Raw genomic sequence first — 19,954 nt, 5'->3', positions numbered from 1 at the left:
ATGCCCGGTAAATGGTTCGAGGAACTTGAAGTCGGCCAGATCTTCAAGCATCCGATCACCCGCACGATCACAGAGGCCGACAATGTGATGTTCTCGGCGATGACTCACAATCCGGCCCTGCTGCACATCGATGAGGAGTATTGCCGCACCCAGACGGAATTCGGGCAGCGCATCCTCAACAGTGCCTTCACCCTGGGTTTGATGGTCGGAATCGCCGGGCACGAGACAGTCCAGGGCACGTCGGTGGCCAATCTTGGTTGGGACGAGGTTCGCTTTCCCAGGCCCGTCTTCCATGGCGACACGCTGCGCATCGAAACCGAAGTGCTGGAGCTACGCGAATCCCGCTCCCGGCCGGACCAAGGCATCGTCACCTGGGCGCACCGTGCTTACAATCAGCGCGACGAACTGGTCGGCCATTGCAAGCGGGTAGGGCTTCAGCGGAAGAAGCCCCAATGAACATTCGCTCCGTGCTCTTCATTCCCGGCGACAGCGAGAAGAAGCTCTCGAAGGCAGACGACTTCGCTGCTGACGCTCTGGTCTTGGACCTCGAGGACTCGGTCGCCGAGGCGCGCAAGCCGAGGGCGCGCGAAATGGTTCGGGAATTCCTCGCCGCGCGTCAAGGGAAACGGAAAAGCCAGCTTTGGATCCGGATCAATCCGCTCGATCATCCAGATATGCTGCAGGACCTGGTGAAGACGATCGGCGGCGTTCCCGATTGCTTGATGCAGCCCAAAACAAACGGGCCAAAGGATGTTCTCCAACTGAGTCACTATCTCGACGTGCTGGAGGCGCGCGAGGGGATCGCGCCGGGCACGATCAAGATCCATTCGATCTCTACGGAGACTGCGGTGGCAATGTTCACGCTCGGTGATTATGCCAAAGCACGCCTCCCCCGCCTGATTTCGATGAATTGGGGTGCGGAGGATCTGAGCAGCGCAATCGGCGCGGTCGGCAACAAGGGGCCGGACGGCGATTGGGATTTTCCTTATCAGATGGTGCGCACCCAATTCCTCTTCGCTGCCCATGCCGCGGGCGTGCAGGCGATCGATACGATCTATGCCGATTACAAGGACGAAGCTGGCTTGCGTCGCTCCTGTGATCTCGCCCGGCGCCAGGGCTTTACCGGCCGGATCGCGATCCATCCGGCCCAGGTCGACGTGATCAACGAGACCTTTTCGCCCTCGACCGAGGATGTCGCCCATGCTCGCCGCGTCGTCGAGGCCTTCGCGGCCATGCCCGATGCAGGTACGATCGGCATCGACGGCAAAATGTACGACATTCCCCACCTCAACCAGGCGAAGCACGTCCTTGCTATGCACGAGGCCTATGTCGATGGCTGATGCGCGCGAGGGCGCCAACCGCGATCGCTACGAGTTGGTCGAACGCAGCCTCTTTTTGCCCGAGCATGATGCGTTTCGCGAAACGGTGCGGCGGTTCGTCGAGAAGGAACTCGTGCCGCAGCACGGTCAGTGGGAGAAGGAGGGAGTCGTTCCTCGTGAAGTGTGGGCCAAGGCTGCCGATCTCGGCATGCTCTGCCCCAGCATTCCGCCCGAATATGGCGGCCTTGGCGCTGACTGGCTCTACGATGTCGTCGTCATCGAGGAGATCACACGGGGCAACGTCACCGGCCCGGGTTTCATGGTCCACTCGGAAATGGTCGCACCCTACATCTTGGCCTGGGGATCCGAGGCTCTGAAGCGGGAATGGCTTCCCAGAATGGTGCTCGGGGAAGCAATTGGTGCCCTCGGCATGACCGAGCCGGGCGCCGGAAGCGACGCGAAGAATATACGCACGCGCGCCATCCGCGACGGCAGCGAATATGTGATCAATGGTCAGAAGACCTACATCTCGAATGGCCAGCACGCCGACATCATCGTGCTCGCCTGCAAGACGGACCCCGGCGAAGGCGCCAAGGGCGTCAGCCTGATCGCTGTCGACGCCCGCTCGCCCGGCGTTGAGCGTGGCCGCAACTTGGAGAAGATCGGCCTGAAGGCGCAGGACACGTCGGAACTCTTCTTCAATGACGTACGGGTGCCAGCCGACAACCTGCTGGGGTCGGAAGGCCAGGGCTTCTCCATGCTGATGACCAAGCTCGCTCAAGAGCGGCTCTGCATTGCAATCAAGAGCATCGCCGCCTGCGAGGCGATCCTGTCGTGGACAGTCGACTACACGCCCGAGCGCAAGCTGTTCGGCCAGTCGGTCGCCGACTTCCAGAACACCCAATTCGTGCTTGCGCAGCTAGCCGCTGAGATCTCCGCCGGTCGAATCCTGGTCGACTGGGGTATCAAGCATTTCCTGGATGGACGCCTGTCATCCGTGGACGCGGCTAAGATGAAGCTGTTGATGACCAATCTAAACGGAAAGGTCGTCGACGAATGCCTGCAATTCTTCGGCGGCTACGGCTACATGTGTGAATATCCGGTGTCCCAGGCCTATGTGGATGCACGGATCACCCGCATTGCCGGCGGCAGCAATGAAGTGATGAAGCAGATCATCGCGCGCGACCTGTTCAGGGGAAAGATTGGTCGCGATTGAGCCGCTGCCGCCAGGCCAAACCTTCCATGGTTCCATTACGGGGGACATATTCGCAGCCAACGACGCCCTTATAGCCGAGGGCATCCAGCCGGGAGAGGAAGGCGATGTCGTGCGCGTCCGGCTCGCCCCGATCGGGAGGGCTCGAAACCTGGATATGCCCGATGATCGGCAACAGGTGTTTGACGCCGTCGATGATCCCGAGACCGCAGGCACGTCGGTGATAGGTATCGAACTGGAGTCGGACATTCGGCAGGCCCAGCTCACAAATCAGGGCTTCCGCTACGTGGAAATCGGTCAGGAAATAGCCAGGATTATCCCTTGCGTTGACCGGCTCGATAAGCAGTTGGATTCCGTGCTCGCCGAACCGCTCGGCCGCCCATGCGACACTCCGGCGATAGGCAGGCCGGGTCTGATCGTCGTCAGGCGCGCGGCCGGCCAGGAGGTGGACGCGGGTGACGCCGAGCGCGAGCGCATATTCCTCGGCCATAGCCACGGACGCGCTCAGATCCTCGAAACGTCCCGGTAAGGAAGCGAAGCCCAGGTCTCCGCCCGAAAGATCTCCGCGCGGTGTGTTGAACATGGCCATGGCGAGGCCGTTTCGCTCCAGGCGCGAGGCCAGCGCATCCGCCGCAGCCTCATAGGGAAACTGGCATTCGACGAACGTGAATCCCGCATCGGCTGCGGCATCAAGCCGATCCAGGAAAGGCCATTCCCCAAACATCGTCGAGACGTTGGCTGCGAAACGCGGCACAGGCTCTAGCCACGGCCGACGAAGGGCATCGCTGTCGCCATTACGGTCATGAACAGGACATTTGCTTCTGGTGGTAGTTCCGCCATGAACAAGGCAGCGTCGGCTACATTTCCCGCCTCCATCATCGGCTCCGGCTTGAGCGAGCCGTCGGCCTGTAGCGTTCCTTTGGTAAAGCTGTCGGTCATTCCCGTCGCGGCGTTGCCGATATCGAGCTGACCGCATGCGATCGAAAAAGCCCGGCCCTCGAGCGCGATGGACCGGGTAAGACCAGTGATGGCGTGTTTGGAAGCGGTGTAGGCTGCGGTCAACGGCCGCGGCGCATAAGCGGAGATCGACCCGCAATTGATAATGCGTCCTCCCGCCGGACTTTGAACCTTCATTTGCCGGAACGCGGCACGCGCGCAGAGGAAGGAGCCGGTCAGATTTGTGTCGATGACGCGGCGCCAGTCTTGGCTCGCGATCTGATCGAAAGCCGCGCCAGTGCCGAACAGCCCGGCACCGTTGAACAGAACGTCGATCCGCTGCTGCGCGCGGGCGACCCTCGAGAATGCATTGTCGACCGACGATTCGTCGCCGACATCGACCGTCAGCACCAGTGGCTCGGCACCGTCACAAAGCGCGGAAGTCTCCTCAATCGTCGCCCGGGTTCGGCCGATCAGGGCGAGCTGATAGCCCTTCGCCGCAAATGCCAGGGCGACCGCCCGCCCGATCCCGGAACCTGCGCCGGTGACGACCGCCACCTTTCCATTCGACATGCCAATTCTCGCTCGATGCTATTCGTTGAACGGGTCAACGTTCGTTTAGGGCTTCCTTGATATTGTTCTTGATCGCGAGGAGCACCCGCTCGACAGTCTCGAGATCTTCATCGGAGACGCCAGCCATCACCTTGCGGTTCATCTTCTCGGCAACGGAGATCATGCTGCGGATCATGTTCCAGCCTTGTTCAGTGATGTAGACGCGCTTGGCGCGGCGATCCTCCGGATCGGGACGTCGCTCGACATGGCCACTGCTCTCCAGGCGGTCGACCAGCCCGCCGATGGTGACCTTGCCAACCTCGAGAAGTCGGGCCAGGTCGACCTGCATCATTCCGTCATTGCCGCTGCGCGACAACGCGGAGAGCAGCGACCATTGCGCGCGAGTAATTCCAAGCGGTTTCATCCAGTGGTCTATGAGCGTCCGTCTCGTTCGAGATACGTCATGCACTAAATATCCAAAACGGAACCTTGCGGCTTCGGGCCGCTTCGTCTTGCGGGCGACTTTGGTCTTCTGAATGTCGTTCATGAAATCACTTGCCTTTCTCTCACCCACTTCGACTGTTGCAGCGGGATTTTGACCATATGCTGCCATATAGTAAGCTGTGGTCTATAATCGGTCAACGGGAGACGGCCTTTTGCACAAGCGGATTCCGGCATCGCAGACAAAATTCTTTCTCAGCCTGCGCGAACCGGCTAGACCCAAGCTGGGATGGTTGCTAATGATATAGAAGTATACCATATGCTCGCGAAGGGAGGATTGTCGATGGGGCTTTGCGAGGGGCGAGTGGCTATTGTGACGGGCGGCGGCCGAGGGTTAGGCCGCGCTTATTGCCTCATGCTGGCCGCTCACGGCGCCAAGGTTCTCGTCAACGACATGGGGGCCGAGGCCGATGGCAACGGCGCTGACACATTGCCAGCTCATCAGGTAGTCGACGAAATCCGGCGCGCCGGTGGCGAAGCAGAGGCCAATTTCGGTGACGTGTCCGATTGGGCGGACGCGCAAGCGATGATCGAGCAGGCCCACAAGGCATTCGGCGGCCTGGACGTATTAGTCAACAACGCCGGGATTCTGCGGGATCGAATGCTTGTCAACATGACGGAGGACGAGTGGGATTCGGTTATGCGTGTGCACCTGAAGGGCGCCTTTGCACCTATTCACCATGCCGCCAATTATTGGCGGATGCGCCACAAAGCAGGGGACAGGGTCGATGCTCGAATCATCAACACCACGTCGCACTCGGCGTTGTTCGCCAATGTAGGGCAGGCAAACTATGCTTCGGCGAAGGCGGGCGTCGCCACACTGACTCAGCTCGCTGCCCGCGAATTGTCGCGCTATGGCGTCACGGCGAATGCGATTGCCCCTCGCGCGAACACGCGGATGAACGAACATCTTAGGGACGAATCGCCTGAGCTTCTACGCCTGCGCGATCCCGACTGGGTCGCGTCACTGGTGACCTGGCTTGCCAGCGCAGGCTCCGCCGGGGTGAGCGGACGCATCTTCGAAGCTTGGGGCAATGGCTATTCGGTCATCGAGAGTTGGCAACACGGTCCTCAGACTGCGTCGACAAAGGACCCCTCTTCCCTCGGTCCGAAAATCTTCGAGATCGTCGAGGCCGCCCGTTCAAATGCCGGCATCGACCGGGACACCTGGCTAGAGCCATAGCGGAGGATTAGCATGATCCACTATCAACCTGACCACATCCATCTGCTCGCCAGCGATGTCATGGGCGTTGCGGAATGGTATCGCGACAAGCTCGGGGCCGAGATAGTCCTTTCCAAACAGTCGGACGGGCAATCCCGCGTGGATCTGAAGATCGGGGACCTTCAGATCTATATGAGTGATGGAGAGGTGATGAAGAAGTGGTTGGGGGGCGAGCTCGGCCCTGCGCGGACCAAGGCTCACCTTGGGCTCGACCATTTCGGGCTGAGCGTCGATGACGTCGATGCTGCGATCGCTGATCTCGAGTTGAAAGGCGTCCAGATCACCTTCCCGCCGACAACGATCCGTCCGGGCTGTCGTGCCGCCTACATTGCGGCGCCAGATGGCGTGGAGATCGAGATTGTGAATAGGGATCTGTCTGTCGATTTCGTCCAGTAACGGGGGCGGCTCCGAAGCTCAGCACGATAAGGTGACCTCTTCATCCTTCGCGAAATGGTCTTCGTGTGAGGCGAGCCGGAGAGACTAGACGCCAGCTGAAAGGCCTTCATGTCACGAACCGTCGGTTCGTACGGGCCAATGCACGTCGCTGTCGAAGGATGCAGGTCATTCGACCCGAACCACGTCGTTCAAGGCTGGGCGGCAGAAACCGTTTCGATTAGCTCGATGCAGACCCCGTCCCAGTCGCGCAAAAACATGGCCCGGGAACCCCTGTTCGGACCTTCGGCTACGTAGCCGATACCGCCGACGGGGTGGACTCCGTGCTCCTTGAGTGCCGCGGCGACCTCGTCCAAGCCTTCGACATCCACGGCGAAGTGAGCAAATCCGGTGTCGCAGGATCGACTTTCAATTTTGCCGCAATCATCGGGCCCTGTATATTTTACCAGCTCGACCTTTTGGCCATAGCCTTCGACGTAGCCGACGAGCATGCTCGCCCCCGGAATCGCCGTGACGGTCTGGACGAGCTCCGGGTCCCTCGGACTAATCGGATGCGCTGCGAAGCCCAGCACCTTCGTGAAATAGGCCATCGTCCGCTCCAGGTCCGATACCGTAAAGCTTGTATGGTTTACGCCTTTGATGCGACCCGTCATGTTCGTCACCCCGCCAAGAAGCCGCCGTCTACAGCCATTACATGACCCGTGATGTAGCTGGATGCCGGGCTCGCCAGAAACATGATAGCGCGCGAGAGCTCGACCGGTTCAGCGTAGCCCCACAGCATCCGACCCGGCTGGGTTGCGGGCCCGCGGAAGTTGATGCTGCTCTGGATACCACTCAGGCCCTCCGTCTTGACCCCGCCCGGCGCGATACAATTGACCCGAATCTTCTGTTCGGCGAACTCGACCGCGGCCGCGCGGGTCAGCGCCTCGACCCCGGCCTTGGCTGCATCGTAATGTGCATTCGCAAAGATCGAGCAATGCTGCGCGCATACCGAGGAAATGTTGACGATCGTGCCGCCTTTGCCGGCATCTATCATCTGCCGAATCGCTGCGCGCATCGTGTAGAAGGTGCCGCGGGTGGTGATCGCGAACATGTCGTCCCACTGCTGCTGAGTGACCTCCATGAACTCGGCCTTGCCACGATAAGCGGCGCAATTGACAAGCACATCGACCGGACCCAATTCGGCGGCGGTTCGCTCGAAGGCGGCGATCACCTGATCCTCGCTGGCAAGGTCGCAGCGAATGACGATGGCCTCGCCACCCAGCTCGCGGATGGCCTCAGCCGTTTCTCGTCCGCCGGCCTCGTCAAGATCAAGTATGACAACCTTTCCCCCAGTCGCGGCGAAGAGCTTGGCCGTCGCTCGACCCATTCCCGAGGCGGCACCCGTGATCGCCGAAACCTTACCTTCGATTCCGAAGGCGGCTAGCGCTTGATGCGCAGTGTCGGTCACGGGAAGTCCTCCTGAATCTTGTTTCTGATTTACGTCCACGAGCGGGTTGAGAGAGTCCAGATTGGCTATCCACCGGCCTGCTTGTCAATAGGCATTTTACACATTATACGTAAGCGTACATTATGAGTGAAGATAGCATGACTGAGCGATCGCAGATGGCAGCCGCAGCTCCAAGGCGGCTGATGCATCAGCGGACGGTTGTGTGCGATGGGTATTTGCGCCACGATGGCCTATGGGAAGTCGATGCGCGGCTTCGTGACACCAAGACTTTCTCGTATGTCCATTTTGCGCGCGGCCCTCTCGATCCTGGTGCCGCTGTGCATGACATGACGCTGAGGCTCACCGTCGACGATCAGCTAACGTTAAGAGATATCGACACCGAGATGGCGACCACACCGCTTCTGACCTGCCAAGACGTGCGGCCGGCCATGCGTGACTTGATTGGCATTCGGCTTATTAGCGGATGGCGGGGGGTCGCCCGAGAGCGAATTGGCCGGCTCCAGTCCTGTACGCACCTCATGGACCTGATGGTGCCGGCGATCACCACGCTCTATCAGACCATCGGAATGGGCAAAGAGCCCGATGGGCGCAACGCGCTCGAGGAAGCGCGAGAAGCGGGGACCCGGCCCTTCTATCTCGATGGCTGCTACAGCTGGCGTGTCGACGGACCGGTCGTCCGTGAATTCCTGCCAGCTTTTGCCGAGAACGGTCCCACCGACGATTGAACAGGCTGGGTCTCCGCGATCATAACGGCGAACGCGGATTGAAGTTCGGCTCACGCTTCTCCTGATGGGCGGCCATGCCCTCGAGGAGATCCGGTCCGAAGAAGCCCAGGGTCTCGAGCCCGCTCGACGCTTCAAAAATCGGCCATGCCTGACGGAGCCAGCCGTTCAACGTCTGCTTCGTCCACCGCAGGCCGGTCGGCGGCCCATTCGCCAGCCGGGTCGCGACCTCGATCGTCTTGTCCATCAGTTTGGCGTCATCAACGCACAGCGACACGAGTCCGATACGCTCCGCCTCTTCGCCACTGATCGGCTCGCCGGTCATGATGTAATATTTCGCCTTGGCCATTCCGCATAGAAGCGGCCAGATCAAGGCAGCGTGGTCGCCGGCAGCAACGCCTAGTCGCGTATGGCCTTCAACTAGCTTGGCATTTCGGGCGGCAATCGTGATGTCGGCCATCAATGCCACGGCGAGACCGCCGCCAGCCGCCGGGCCGTTGATCGCGGAGATGATCGGCTTGTTACAACAGATCATGTTTTCGACGATCTCGCGGGCATCCTTCAACATTTCCAGCATCAGGTTGTAATCATGAGGTATGCGGCTATCGGTCGCAAAGTCGCCACCAGCTGAAAAATAATCGCCGGCCCCGGTGACGATGACTGCATTTACATCTTGGTCGCGATCGATCAGCCGCCAAATTTGCGATATATCGTGGTGAAGCTGATAGTTCATCGCATTAACTTTCCCGCGCGATATCGTGATGCGCAGCACGCGCTCGGCGGGCCAGTCGAGAACCAGGCTCTCATAATCAGGATAGACCGTCTTCTTGTAGGGTTTCAGCTCTGAACTCATGCGAGTAGCTCCAATCACGCGATCATCGGCTCGGCCGAACATTCCACGGCCCGTCGGGGAGGGGGGCTCTACCCAGGATATCGGCACATTCCGATCCGTAGAGTGGCCCAAGGACAACATCAACTTGACGCCAGATCGAGTCGATCCCGAATCATGCGGACACGGCCGGCGACTAAAAACTTGCGGGTATCTAGTAAACAGGCACATCATATGTCAAAAAACCATATTGCATGTCAATGTGCTTTAGATTACCAGAATTGTGAGAACGAGGCGGCGGCGCGTTCGCCAGCCAGAACTCGTCGAAGCAATCAAAAACGAGCAAAACAATCGTGAGCGGAGGGGAAGGCAATGGTGAGGTTCACACAGTTGGCCGGTCGAGTAAGTGGGGTCGCGCTTCTCGCGCTCGGAGCTCCGGCCTATGGTCAGACCTCTACCGCTGTGGAGTCCGAGGCGGAGGTTCCGGCGGAGGAGTCAGCGGCTTTCCAGGGTGCGGCACCAAGCGAGTCAACCGCTATCGTCGTGACCGGATCACGTCTGCGCGAGGAATCCGTTCAGGACGTGCCTGTGGCGGTATCGGTCTTTGATACCGAGATGATCGAGGACCTGCATGCTGCCGATATCCAGGCCCTGACGTCGAATTCGCCCGGCCTTGTCGTGTCGAACAACCCGACGGGCAATCAGGTGCCGCTCATCAGTCTGCGTGGCTTCAGCGTCGTCGCGACCGATATCTCGATCGAGCCCGGCATCTCAATATATGTGGACGGAATTTACCAGCCGACAATCGTTGGCGGCCTCTCCGATCTGTTTGACGTCGAGCGGGTGGAGGTCCTTCGCGGTCCGCAGTCGACTCTTCTGGGAAAGAATTCGAGCGCCGGCGCGATTCTCGTGCGGCGTTCGCGGCCTACCAACGAGGTCGAGGGTCGGGCTCGGATCGAATATGGGACCGACAATCTCTTCCAAGCTCAGGGACTCATGAATTTCCCGATCGTGGACGGTATATTGGCGGGCAAGGTCTACGCCATGTACCGTCATTCGGACGATTATGCTGAGAATCTAGTGCCCGGCGTTAGCGATCTCGGCGGCGGTGAGGTGACGACGTTCCGAGGAGCTTTGAGGCTCACGCCTTCCGATAATATCGACTGGTACGTCAGCGCGGACTACACCCATCGTGACAATTCGACCGCGGCTGGACGCAATGCGGCGCCGGCCACCTTCGTGCCGTGCGCCAGCTTCGGCTTTTGCGTGAACCAGCCTCAGGGCTCGCACGAGCTGAGTCTCGATTTCGCAGATGGGGCTGAGCATGACGACTATAGTGCCACATCTGATCTGGCCATTGAGCTCGGTGGTGCAAAGCTGACTTCTCTGACCGGCTATCGCGATCTGCGGATGGTCAATAATTCGGACGTGGACGGCACACCTCTTCCGATTCTCCATGCGTTCGATCAGCTGACGACACTGGACGCGTTCTCGCAGGAATTCCGGCTAAGTTCCGTGGAGGGAGCTGGTTTGGATTTTGGCGGGCGCCTGGCATGGTTGATTGCCGCCTACTACAATGACAGCAGCGCCTTTCTATACGAGCCACGCATCCTCCTCGGCGGAGCCCCGAACGTTGCCGCGCAGCGATCCGACAGATCCTCCCAGGCGATATTTGGTCATCTTGATTTCGACCTCACGGATGCCATCACCCTTTCATTCGGCGCACGGCAATCCTGGGACGAGGTTACCCATGAATATTCCTTCCGGGGTCCAGGGCTTGTAGTGCCCGACCCGTTGCCCAACAGCCAGTCGCGCGAGGACAAGAACTTCTCGCTCGAGGCAGGCGCACAGTACCAGATCGACCCGACGAAGATGGTCTACTTCCGCTATGCGGAAGGATATCGTGGCGGAGGTTTTCTCGGCTTTCCCGGCTCACTTGAACAGGCGGAAGGCGGCTACGGTCCGGAAACGTCGGAATCCTACGAAATCGGCCTCCGGTCGGAGTTCTTCCGGCGACGCCTGTTGTTCAACCTGACGCTCTTTACCGCCACGTTCAACGATCTGCAGCGTTCGGAGACAAAGCCGAGTCCCACCGGATTCATCATCATCACCGACAACATCGCCACGGCCCGGACGCGCGGAATCGAAATGGAAGCGGTCGCACGTCCAATCGACGGCCTCGATCTTAAGGGAGTGCTGTCTTATCTTGACGCCGACTATCGCAATTATGTCTCCGGCGGCGTCGATTTGAGCGATACCAATTTCAGTTACGCGCCGGAATGGACGATCAGCTTGACGCCATCGTACGAGTTGCCACTTGGCGGGCAAGGGCTCTTCGACACTCTTCGCTTGCAAGGGCACTGGGAATATCGTTCCCGCTACCTGGCGGGTGCCCAGGACGTTCCCGAAATGATGCAGCCTGGCTATAGCGTCTTCGACGCACAGGTCAGCATTACAGGCGGATCCAGATCGCGTTACACATTAACGGCCTATGTGCAAAATCTGACGAACGAGCGATACCAGGTTTACGGCGTGTATGTTCCGCCTCTGCTGTTTCAGCAGTTTGACGCGAGAGGTCGACGCCTCGGGATATCGGCGCAGATCGCCTTTTAGGCCGTCGCTGCTCTCGGAATGGATCGCCAGCCATATATCCTCCGGATAAGCGGATAACATCATGCGCTGGCGTGTCGTTACAATCTTTGCCCTCCTCTATGTAGTCTCGTTTGTCGACCGTCTGATATTGGCGCTGCTCGTCGAGCCGCTAAAGGCGGACCTTGGAATCAGCGATACGCAGATCGGCCTCCTGATTGGTACGGCCTTCGCGCTGCTATATGCCTTTCTGGGGGTGCCGATTGCATGGCTCGTCGATCGCGGCAACCGGACCCGGATCGCCGCGGCCGGCATCCTGGTCTGGAGCCTCGCCACGGTTGGATCGGGTTTCGTTTCGAGCTATAGCGAACTCCTGCCGTTGCGGATGTGCCTGGCTCTGGGCGAGGCAGTTCTCTCGCCGGTGTACGTCTCACTAATAGTGGATCATTTCCGGCGCGAGGATCGCGCGCTGCCAATGGTGATCTTCGGCGCGTCCGGCATCACAGGCGTGACTGTCGCTTATGCGATCGGCGGTGGGATCATCGATTTGTTCGAGAGCGGCGTCTTCGAAGCGTGGCCCGTGATTGGCGATCTCTCTGTATGGCGAGCGACGCTCGTCCTGGTGGGAATTCCGGGAATTCTCCTGGGCCTCTTGCTCGTGACCACCACCCGCGATCCGCCGCGTGTGGTCGCCCCGAAGGCGGCCGGAGCCAAGCGCGCTTCGATAGCCGGCGGTGTTTTCTCCACGGCCGGGGAGATGATGCGGTTCTACTTACCATTCCTGATCGGCAGCGCATTCCTTCAAACCATCATCTACTCAGCTCTGACCTGGTTTCCGACGCATCTGGTGCGCGCTTTCGGGGTTCCGATCTCCGACAGCGGCTATCTTTTCAGCGTAGCTCTCTCGCTCGGTGCGGCAATAACGCTGACCTATCCGATCCTGGTCAAGCAAATGACGCGCCGCGGTCGACCGGACATCCTGTTGCCCGCCCAGCTCATCGCACTTCCAATCGGTGGAATTATCTTTGCGGCGGCGCTGACGATGCCCACCGTCGGGACGTCGATCCTCTTCGCCATCTTCGGGCTCGGTATCATGGTTGGGGTAAGCAGCCTGCCGAGCATCATGGTCGGGATGACCGCGCCGCCAGCCTATAGCGCGCGGATTCTTGCCGGCAATGTTGCCTGCCAGAACCTGATTGGTCTCGCCATCGGGCCACCGGCAACTGCCTTTCTTGCCCAATATGGCTTTGCAGGAGACCGGGCGCTCGCCTCGGCGATGCTCTGCGTGCTGGTCGTTGGAATGCCGATCTGCTGGATTCTGGTCTTCGTCTCCTGGCGACCCTATCGCGACGCAGTACGGCACGCGCCCGCCCTCCCGATGGCCGCGGCGGCATGATAGTTCCCCCGTTCACCTGTCCCGAGCACAACCGGCAGATCCTGCTCGTCGAACGTCCCGTTGGCATTCCGCAGCCTGAGCATTTTCGTCTTTCCGAAACCAGGCGCGGGTTGCCGCAGGATGGACAGATATTGGTTCGCAACCTGTATCTCTCCGTCGATCCCGCCCAGCGCGGCTGGGCTGCCGACGTGCAGAATTATTCGGCGACTGTCGCTCTGAATTCCGTGATGCGGGCGCTTGGCGTCGGGGTCGTTATCGAAAGTCGGTTGCCGTCCATATGCCCCGGCGACATCGTCTATGGGTGGACCGGGTGGCAGGATTATTGCTGTCTCGATGCGAGCGGGGTTCTCACCCACGTACGCGATCCGGACATCGCCGTTTCGTCCTATGCCGGAATACTGGGAATCAACGGGATGACGGCGTGGCTCGCTCTCGAACGTTTGGGCCGTCCCAAGACCGGGGAGACGGTTCTCGTTTCAACCGCGGCCGGCGCTGTCGGCAGTGTCGTCGGGCAGCTTGCGCGCGCCGAAGGCTGCCGGACGCTGGGCATAACCGGTAGCGACGACAAGGCCGCCCTGTGCGTCGGGCGCTTCGGCTACGACGTCGCCTTCAACTACAAGGCACCGGGGTGGCTTGATGAATTGGACGCCGCCGCGCCCCACGGGATCGATATCTTCTTTGATAGTGTCGGCGGCGAGATACTGGACAGCGCGATCAGGCGGATGCGCACGGCAGGACGGATCGTGCAGTGTGGAACAGCCTCGATCGCTTCATGGGATCCGCCGCCCGCAGGGCTCAGGAACGAACGCGAAGTGCTTTCGCGGCGCCTGTCTTGGAACGGGTTCGTGATTTTCGACCATGGAGCGGATTTTCCGGCTGCGATCACCCGGCTCGAGGCCCTGATCCGGAACGGCCGCCTTGTCTATGACGAGGATGTCGACAACGGCATCGAGGCCGCTCCCGACGCGCTCCGCCGTCTCTATGCCGGCGAGAATACCGGGAAGAAATTGATTTTCATCGGATGAATGGAGCGCGCCCATGAAGCGGAGCAAGGCAATCATCACCTGTGCGGTGACGGGGTCGATCCACACGCCGAGCATGTCGCCGCATTTACCGATTACGCCGGACGAAATCGCCGCGGAGGCGATCGCCGCGGCGGATGCGGGCGCGGCGATGCTCCATCTCCATGCCCGGGATCCAGAAACAGGTCGGCCTGACCAATCACCCCGCTTGTTTGAGGCGTTCCTGAGCCGAGTCAAACAATCCACCAACGCTATCCTGAACATTACCACCGGCGGTGGATTGGGCATGAGCCTGGACGAACGCCTCGCAGCGGCGAAATGGGCGAAGCCTGAAGTCGCGTCGATGAACATGGGCTCTATAAACTTCAACATTTCAGGCGCCGGATCCAAGATCCAGAACTGGCTGCACGACTGGGAAAAGCCGTACCTGGAGATGACTCGCGACTTCATCCTCTCGAATACCTTCTCACAGATTGAACGAGGAATGCGAGAACTGGGCGCTGAAGGCACGCGGTTCGAATTCGAATGCTACGATGTTTCTCATCTTTATAATCTCGCGCATTTCGTGGACCGCAAGGTCGTTCAGCCGCCCTTCTTTGTGCAGGGCGTATTCGGAATTCTTGGGGGGATCGGCGCCGACCCCGAAAATGTCATGCATATGAAAACCACCGCAGATCGCCTTTTTGGCGAGGATTATCTGTTTTCCGCCCTTGCCGCAGGTCGACACCAAATGCCCTTGGTTACCTTGTCCGCGCTGATCGGGGGGTCTGTCCGTGTGGGCCTTGAGGACAGCTTGTTCGCGGGGAAAGGCAGGCTTGCCAAATCCAATGCCGAGCAGGTCGCCAAGATCCGGGGAATCCTGCAAGAACTGGATATCGAGATCGCCACCGCGGACGAGGCACGCAGCATGCTGAAAACCAAAGGCGGCGACGCGGTCGGGTTCTGACGGCGGTCGTCTACATAAGGTATTAAGTTCGGCCGTTGCCCGGTGCGCCATTCTTCCAATGGCAGCTGGCAACGGATCGCAGCCGGAATTCTCCCGCGCTCAAGCCGCGCTGACCTCTCGTGCTACAGGGACGACAGCGGGCCTGTAAGTGTCTGCCTAGTCGATGTTGCGTATCCGCGTCTGAAAGCGAGCCGGCGAAACGGCGAGCGAAACGGGCTGCAGCCTGCGGCCGTCGGCCAGCGGGAGATTGTGGGCCGGGCCCAGCGACCTGAGATTCAAGGTCGCCTGGCCCGTCGTGCCGAAGCCCGTCTGCGTCGAATTTAGCCGAGCCCGAATTGCGGAAGCTGCGGCAGCGCCTTCTCGACGATGATGTGTCCGGTCGCGGCGAGACGGTCGCCGACCGTCACGATGGGCGTCTGTGCGACCTGATCGCGCCGGGCAATGCGCGAGCCGGTGACGACGATGGCAGCCCCTCTTCAGGGTAGCTTATCTGGGCCTCGGACTGGACAAGGCCCTGGGCGCTGACGGTGGCGGATGTCGCAAGGACGGCCGCGCCGATGGCGGTGCGGGCGAGAAGGCGCGTTTTCGGCCGCGCCGCGAGCGGTATGGAGTACATTTTCGTTGCAGGCTCCAAGCGCCGACGGCGCAGCCGCCGGCGGCCGTGCGGCTGTCCGCACGGGCTTTCGGGATGGACAGGCGCGATGAGGTGTTGCGCCGCGAAGCGCCTCGATCATCGCAAATCTGGGAGGAGCAGCCGCGTTCCGGCGGGCTCGATCAGTCTATCAGCAGTGCCAACACATCATCTTCAGTCCCCTCAAATCAGGCGGGAACACGAAGCGTTGGCGTTTCGGCCGTAGCATCGCGCGCTTTAGCCGTTGATTACGCGGAGCAAGCTGCACCCCATCAAAAGCCGCGGGCAGTGGCGACAAAAGCCGGAGGAACATTGCCAAGTCCCTCTATCCAGTCCGGATGTGCAATAATGGGGTCAGAAACTGCCAACTTCAAACAAGCGGATCAAATGGATAAATAGCGCAGTCTTCATATTCGCGCCGATATTGCTGATCGGCCAGCAATTTCAGAATAATCGGCCAATTTATACATTGGACGGAGCATTTTATTTCGCTCGGGAGGAATTACTGTCCCGCTGAGGAGACTGTCCACCGAGTGGCTCGCTCTATAATATACTCGCGGGTTGCGACAGGTTGCGGGAAGCGGATGCCCAAGCCAACGCTTCCATGACTCTGAAATCTTGGCCGGAAACCAGAAGGTTCGCGATGGGAAGTCGGGCGGGAACAGCGTTCGGGTCCGCCTTCCGCAAAGGCGATGCGGTCCTGGGGGCGTCGCGTCGCCGCGGAATTTTCTCTCTTGTGTGTCTTGCCAGGCGGGGCCAATAAGGTGGGCATGACGCATCAGGGATATTTTGCGAGCCAGGCTTCGACTGCGACATGTTCGCGGGCCGGTTTCGTGCAGCTTTCCCTTCGCTGGTGGCGCTGGACTGCCTTTCGATGGCGGGCCGCGCCGACGTTCGACTAGATCTCCCTTCACGAGATCGACTGCGAAATTGGCCCGCCTCCTGGCGGGCTTTTTTTTACCCTGATGAAAGCGGTCTTGTCATGATCATCACACTCAAGCCGGAAACGCCGTCCGAGGCAGCCGACGCGCTGCTCGCGCGCATCTTGGACAAAGGATTGAGGGCGCTTCACATGCCAGGTTCCGACCAGGTGGTGCTGGGCGCGCTTGGCGAGGCGTCGGCCGTCGCCGAGCTGGCGCTCGACACCCACCCCCATGTGGAATCAGTGACGCCGATCCTCGCACCCTACAAGCTGGTGAGCCGCGAGCTCCATCCGCACGACACCGTCATTCCGCTTGGCAGGAGCGCGATCGGCGGCAGGGACTTTTGCGTGATTGCCGGTCCCTGCGCCGTGGAAACGCCCGATCAGCTCCGGGCGACGGCGAGGGCGGTCAAGAAGGGGGGCGCCTGTGCTCTCAGGGCCGGCGCCTATAAGCCCCGGACAAGCCCCTACAGCTTCCAGGGGCACGGCCCCGACGGGCTTCGGCTCCTTTCGGAAACGGGCAGGGAGTTTGGGCTCCCGGTCGCCACCGAGGTGATGGAGATCGCCGATGTCGATCTGGTGGCCGCCCATGCCGACATCGTCCAGGTCGGCGCGCGCAACATGCAGAATTTCGCTCTGCTGAAGGCCTTGGGGCGCATCGGGAAACCCATTCTCCTGAAGCGCGGCTTTGCGGCGCGCGTCGAAGATCTGCTGCTCGCCGCCGAATATATCCTCGCCGAAGGCAACGACCAGGTCATCCTCTGCGAGCGCGGCATACGCACCTTCGAGACGGCGACCCGCAACACGCTCGACCTCGCTGCGGTGCCCTATATCAAGTCGCGGACACACCTGCCGGTCCTGGTCGATCCGTCGCACGGCACGGGCCTTCGCGACCTGGTCCTCCCCATGTCGCTCGCCGCGGCCGCCTGCGGCGCCGACGGTCTCCTCGTGGAGGTTCATGAAGACCCGGCGCGCGCCTGGTCCGACGGGGAACAGTCGCTCTACCCGGCGCAATTCGACACGCTGATGGCAAAGCTCGGCGCGCTGCTGCCCGTCCTGGGAAGACGGCTCGCATGACGGCGCCGGAGCTTCAACTCGGCGAGGCGAGCGCGCTCCGGCGGGTCCTGCCTATAAGCCGCGATCCGCTGAGCCTCTATGCGGCGCTGACCGATCGCGGAGAGCGGGCCGACACATTGCTCCTGGAGGATGCAGGCGGCAGGGCCTTCATCGTCGAGAAGGCCGCCCTTCGCGCGGAGTGCAGGGGCGCCGAGGTCACGCTCACCGCCCTCTCGAGCGGCGGTCGTCTCGTCCTCAAGGCCGTCGCCAGGCAGCACGGGCGCAATGTCGCGGCCTCGGCCGAGGATAGCCTCACGCTTGGCTTTCCCAGGACCGACGAGGAGGACGCCGAAGCCCGTCTGCTCGCGCCATCTCCGTTCGATGCACTGCGAACGCTCGTGCAGACCCTGACGAGCCTCTCCGCGGACGAGCCCTTCGCGCTCTTCACGGCCGGCATCGTCTCCTTTGATCATGTGGATATTTTCGAAAGGCTGCCGGGCGGGCAGGAGGACGCGCTTGGCTTTCCGGATTATCAATTCTGGCTTGCCGAGTCCCTCATCGTCCTGGAGCCCAATGCCCCGGCGCGGCTCATCTGCACCGCCTTTGGATCGGATTGCCGGCGCGAGGCGGAGCAGGCCTATCATGGCGCGACCAAGCGGCTCGCGCGGCTCGTCGAGAGGTGCGAGGCCGCCACCGGGAGGATCGAGGTCCCCGCCACGGCCGAGGCGCCCTCCGAGGCGGCGGTCGATCTAAGCGACGACGCGTTCGCGTCGCTCGTCGCGCGCCTCAAGCGCAACATTGAGGCCGGGGACGTCTACCAGATCGTGCCGTCCCGCACCTTTGCGGTGCCCTGCAGCGATCCTGTCGGCGCCTTTGCCAAGCAGCGCCGGCTCGACCCGAGCCCTTACATGTTTTTCGTCTCGGGGCCCGGGCACAGTCTCTTTGGCGCGTCTCCCGAAAGTGCCGTTCGGGTCCATCGCGACGAGGGCTGGCCCATCGTCGAAGTAAGGCCGATCGCCGGAACGCGCGCGCGGGGCGAAACCGCGGACCTCGACGACCGGCTCGAGGCCGATCTTCGGCTCGACGAGAAGGAGACGGCCGAACATATGATGCTGGTCGACCTCGCCCGGAACGATGTCGCCCGCATCAGCGTGCCCGGCACGCGCCGGGTCGCATCGCTCCTCAAGGTCGAGCGCTTTGCCCGGGTCATGCATCTCGTCTCGCTGGTCCGGGGCAATCTTGCGACCGGCTTCGACCCCTTCCACGCCCTCCAGGCCTGCCTCAATGTCGGCACGCTCACGGGCGCGCCCAAGCTCAAGGCCATGACGCTGCTGAGGCAGCACGAAGCGACAAGGCGCGGTCCCTATGGCGGCGCCATCGGCTGGGTGTCCGGCACCGGCGAGATGGATAGTGCCGTCATCATCCGTTCTGCCGTCGTTCGCGATGGACAGGCATGGGTGCGGGCCGGCGCCGGCGTCGTGCACGATTCCGATCCAATGCGCGAGGCCGATGAGACGCGGCGCAAGGCGTCTGCCGTCCTGATGGCGCTGGCGTCGGCGGAGGCGGCGCGATGAAGCCCGGCATCCTCTTGATCGATCATCTCGACAGCTTCAGCTTCAATCTCGCCGAGAGTTTCGAGCGGCTGGGGCGACGCGTGCAGGTGATGAGGAGCCATGTCGAGGCGAGCCGTGCCTTCGATATCGCGATACGCAGCGAGGCCCTCATCGTCCTCTCGCCCGGCCCGGGCCGCCCGGCCGATGCCGGCTGCTACCTGGAGCTGATCGGCCTCGCCCGGGGCTATCTGCCGTTGCTCGGAATATGCCTTGGACATCAGGCTATCGTCGAGGAGGCGGGCGGCGCGGTTCGCGCGGCCCCGGCGATCGTGCACGGCAAGGCCTCAGTCCTTCATCATGACGGGAAGGGCCCCTTCCAAGGGTTGGAAAGCCCGCTTCGTGTCGGGCGCTATCATTCGCTTTGCACGCCGGACGTGCCGAGCCGGTTTCAGGTTCATGCCGGACTCGAGGGAATGGCGATGGCCATCAGCGATGTCGACGCCATGCAGTTCGGTATCCAGTTCCACCCTGAATCGATTCTGACCCCGCTTGGCGACCGCATTCTCGCGAACATTCTTGCGAGCGCCCAACGATGAAGTGGATCGCTGCCTGAAGGGGATCTCGAGCCAAGGGAGCCGCTGGCCGGGGGGGGCGAGACCCGCAGGGTTTCGTTCTCGAGTGCCCCTATCGGGGCCGGTTCGG

19 protein-coding genes are annotated in these 19,954 nt (G+C 61.3%); 13 read left to right on the top strand and 6 right to left on the bottom strand.

The window, feature by feature from the left end; translation table 11 throughout:
• The 3 genes from VIR62_RS12325 to VIR62_RS12315 are packed head-to-tail and all read left to right on the top strand — an operon-like array spanning nt 1 to nt 2,535.
• Nucleotides 1-456, top strand: a complete 456-nt coding sequence (locus VIR62_RS12325) for a MaoC family dehydratase (protein ID WP_431871690.1) — start codon at nt 1-3, stop codon at nt 454-456.
• Nucleotides 453-1,340: an HpcH/HpaI aldolase/citrate lyase family protein gene (locus tag VIR62_RS12320; protein ID WP_431871688.1), complete on the top strand. Its 888-nt coding sequence runs from the start codon at nt 453-455 to the stop codon at nt 1,338-1,340. Before VIR62_RS12325 ends, VIR62_RS12320 begins: the two co-directional genes overlap by 4 nt.
• The gene (locus VIR62_RS12315; RefSeq protein ID WP_431871686.1) at nt 1,240-2,535 is read left to right on the top strand and encodes an acyl-CoA dehydrogenase family protein; all 1,296 of its coding nucleotides are present in this window, start codon (nt 1,240-1,242) and stop codon (nt 2,533-2,535) included. Before VIR62_RS12320 ends, VIR62_RS12315 begins: the two co-directional genes overlap by 101 nt.
• Here the strand turns inward: VIR62_RS12315 and VIR62_RS12310 are convergent.
• From VIR62_RS12310 to VIR62_RS12300, 3 genes are read right to left on the bottom strand one after another with little or no spacing between them, the layout of a single operon-like run.
• Nucleotides 2,510-3,286: a hydroxypyruvate isomerase family protein gene (locus VIR62_RS12310; RefSeq protein ID WP_431871684.1), complete on the bottom strand. Its 777-nt coding sequence runs from the start codon at nt 3,284-3,286 to the stop codon at nt 2,510-2,512. The genes VIR62_RS12315 and VIR62_RS12310 overlap by 26 nt on opposite strands.
• 5 nt (nt 3,287-3,291) lie before the next feature.
• Nucleotides 3,292-4,026 (bottom strand): SDR family oxidoreductase, encoded by a 735-nt coding sequence (locus VIR62_RS12305; protein WP_431871683.1) that lies wholly within the window; start codon nt 4,024-4,026, stop codon nt 3,292-3,294.
• 49 nt (nt 4,027-4,075) lie between these two features.
• Nucleotides 4,076-4,633, bottom strand: coding sequence for a MarR family winged helix-turn-helix transcriptional regulator (locus VIR62_RS12300; protein WP_431871681.1), 558 nt, complete (start codon nt 4,631-4,633; stop codon nt 4,076-4,078).
• Between the two features lie 147 nt (nt 4,634-4,780).
• Here VIR62_RS12300 and VIR62_RS12295 point away from each other — a divergent pair, with 147 nt between their 5' ends.
• A complete protein-coding gene (locus tag VIR62_RS12295) occupies nt 4,781-5,704 on the top strand; it encodes an SDR family NAD(P)-dependent oxidoreductase (protein WP_431871679.1) in 924 nt (307 codons plus the stop codon).
• A 12-nt stretch (nt 5,705-5,716) separates the two neighbouring features.
• Entirely contained in the window at nt 5,717-6,139 is a 423-nt protein-coding gene (locus tag VIR62_RS12290; RefSeq protein WP_431871677.1) for a VOC family protein, read from the top strand.
• A gap of 188 nt (nt 6,140-6,327) precedes the next feature.
• Here the strand turns inward: VIR62_RS12290 and VIR62_RS12285 are convergent, their stop codons facing one another.
• Nucleotides 6,328-6,789 carry a VOC family protein gene (locus VIR62_RS12285; RefSeq protein ID WP_431871675.1) on the bottom strand — a complete coding sequence of 154 codons (462 nt, stop codon included), beginning with the start codon at nt 6,787-6,789 and terminating at the stop codon, nt 6,328-6,330.
• A 5-nt stretch (nt 6,790-6,794) separates the two neighbouring features.
• A complete protein-coding gene (locus VIR62_RS12280) occupies nt 6,795-7,625 on the bottom strand; it encodes an SDR family NAD(P)-dependent oxidoreductase (protein WP_431871673.1) in 831 nt (276 codons plus the stop codon).
• 143 nt (nt 7,626-7,768) lie between these two features.
• On the opposite strand from VIR62_RS12280, the gene VIR62_RS12275 reads away from it, so the two are divergent.
• Nucleotides 7,769-8,311, top strand: coding sequence for a DUF2889 domain-containing protein (locus tag VIR62_RS12275; protein ID WP_431871671.1), 543 nt, complete (start codon nt 7,769-7,771; stop codon nt 8,309-8,311).
• 19 nt (nt 8,312-8,330) lie between these two features.
• Here the strand turns inward: VIR62_RS12275 and VIR62_RS12270 are convergent, their stop codons facing one another.
• A complete protein-coding gene (locus tag VIR62_RS12270) occupies nt 8,331-9,161 on the bottom strand; it encodes an enoyl-CoA hydratase/isomerase family protein (protein WP_431871669.1) in 831 nt (276 codons plus the stop codon).
• 348 nt (nt 9,162-9,509) lie between these two features.
• On the opposite strand from VIR62_RS12270, the gene VIR62_RS12265 reads away from it, so the two are divergent.
• From VIR62_RS12265 to VIR62_RS12235, 7 genes are all read left to right on the top strand, one after another.
• Nucleotides 9,510-11,750: a TonB-dependent receptor gene (locus VIR62_RS12265; protein WP_431871667.1), complete on the top strand. Its 2,241-nt coding sequence runs from the start codon at nt 9,510-9,512 to the stop codon at nt 11,748-11,750.
• A 61-nt stretch (nt 11,751-11,811) separates the two neighbouring features.
• Complete coding sequence (locus VIR62_RS12260) at nt 11,812-13,122, top strand: MFS transporter (protein ID WP_431871666.1); 1,311 nt, start codon at nt 11,812-11,814, stop codon at nt 13,120-13,122.
• Nucleotides 13,119-14,147: an NADP-dependent oxidoreductase gene (locus tag VIR62_RS12255; protein ID WP_431871664.1), complete on the top strand. Its 1,029-nt coding sequence runs from the start codon at nt 13,119-13,121 to the stop codon at nt 14,145-14,147. Before VIR62_RS12260 ends, VIR62_RS12255 begins: the two co-directional genes overlap by 4 nt.
• Nucleotides 14,148-14,160: 13 nt before the next feature.
• The gene (locus tag VIR62_RS12250) at nt 14,161-15,090 is read left to right on the top strand and encodes a 3-keto-5-aminohexanoate cleavage protein (protein ID WP_431871663.1); all 930 of its coding nucleotides are present in this window, start codon (nt 14,161-14,163) and stop codon (nt 15,088-15,090) included.
• Nucleotides 15,091-16,703: 1,613 nt separating this feature from the next.
• Nucleotides 16,704-17,720, top strand: a complete 1,017-nt coding sequence (aroF, locus tag VIR62_RS12245; RefSeq protein ID WP_431871661.1) for a 3-deoxy-7-phosphoheptulonate synthase — start codon at nt 16,704-16,706, stop codon at nt 17,718-17,720.
• On the top strand, nt 17,717-19,273 hold the full coding sequence (locus tag VIR62_RS12240) for an anthranilate synthase component 1 (RefSeq protein ID WP_431871659.1): 1,557 nt from the start codon (nt 17,717-17,719) through the stop codon (nt 19,271-19,273). The genes aroF and VIR62_RS12240 overlap by 4 nt, the downstream gene beginning before the upstream one ends.
• A complete protein-coding gene (locus VIR62_RS12235) occupies nt 19,270-19,848 on the top strand; it encodes an anthranilate synthase component II (protein WP_431871657.1) in 579 nt (192 codons plus the stop codon). Before VIR62_RS12240 ends, VIR62_RS12235 begins: the two co-directional genes overlap by 4 nt.
• The last annotated feature ends 106 nt before the right edge of the window (nt 19,849-19,954 follow it).

Source organism: Allosphingosinicella sp., assembly GCF_036570505.1.
Classification (GTDB): domain Bacteria; phylum Pseudomonadota; class Alphaproteobacteria; order Sphingomonadales; family Sphingomonadaceae; genus Allosphingosinicella.
This window is presented reverse-complemented; position numbering and strand designations above follow the sequence as displayed.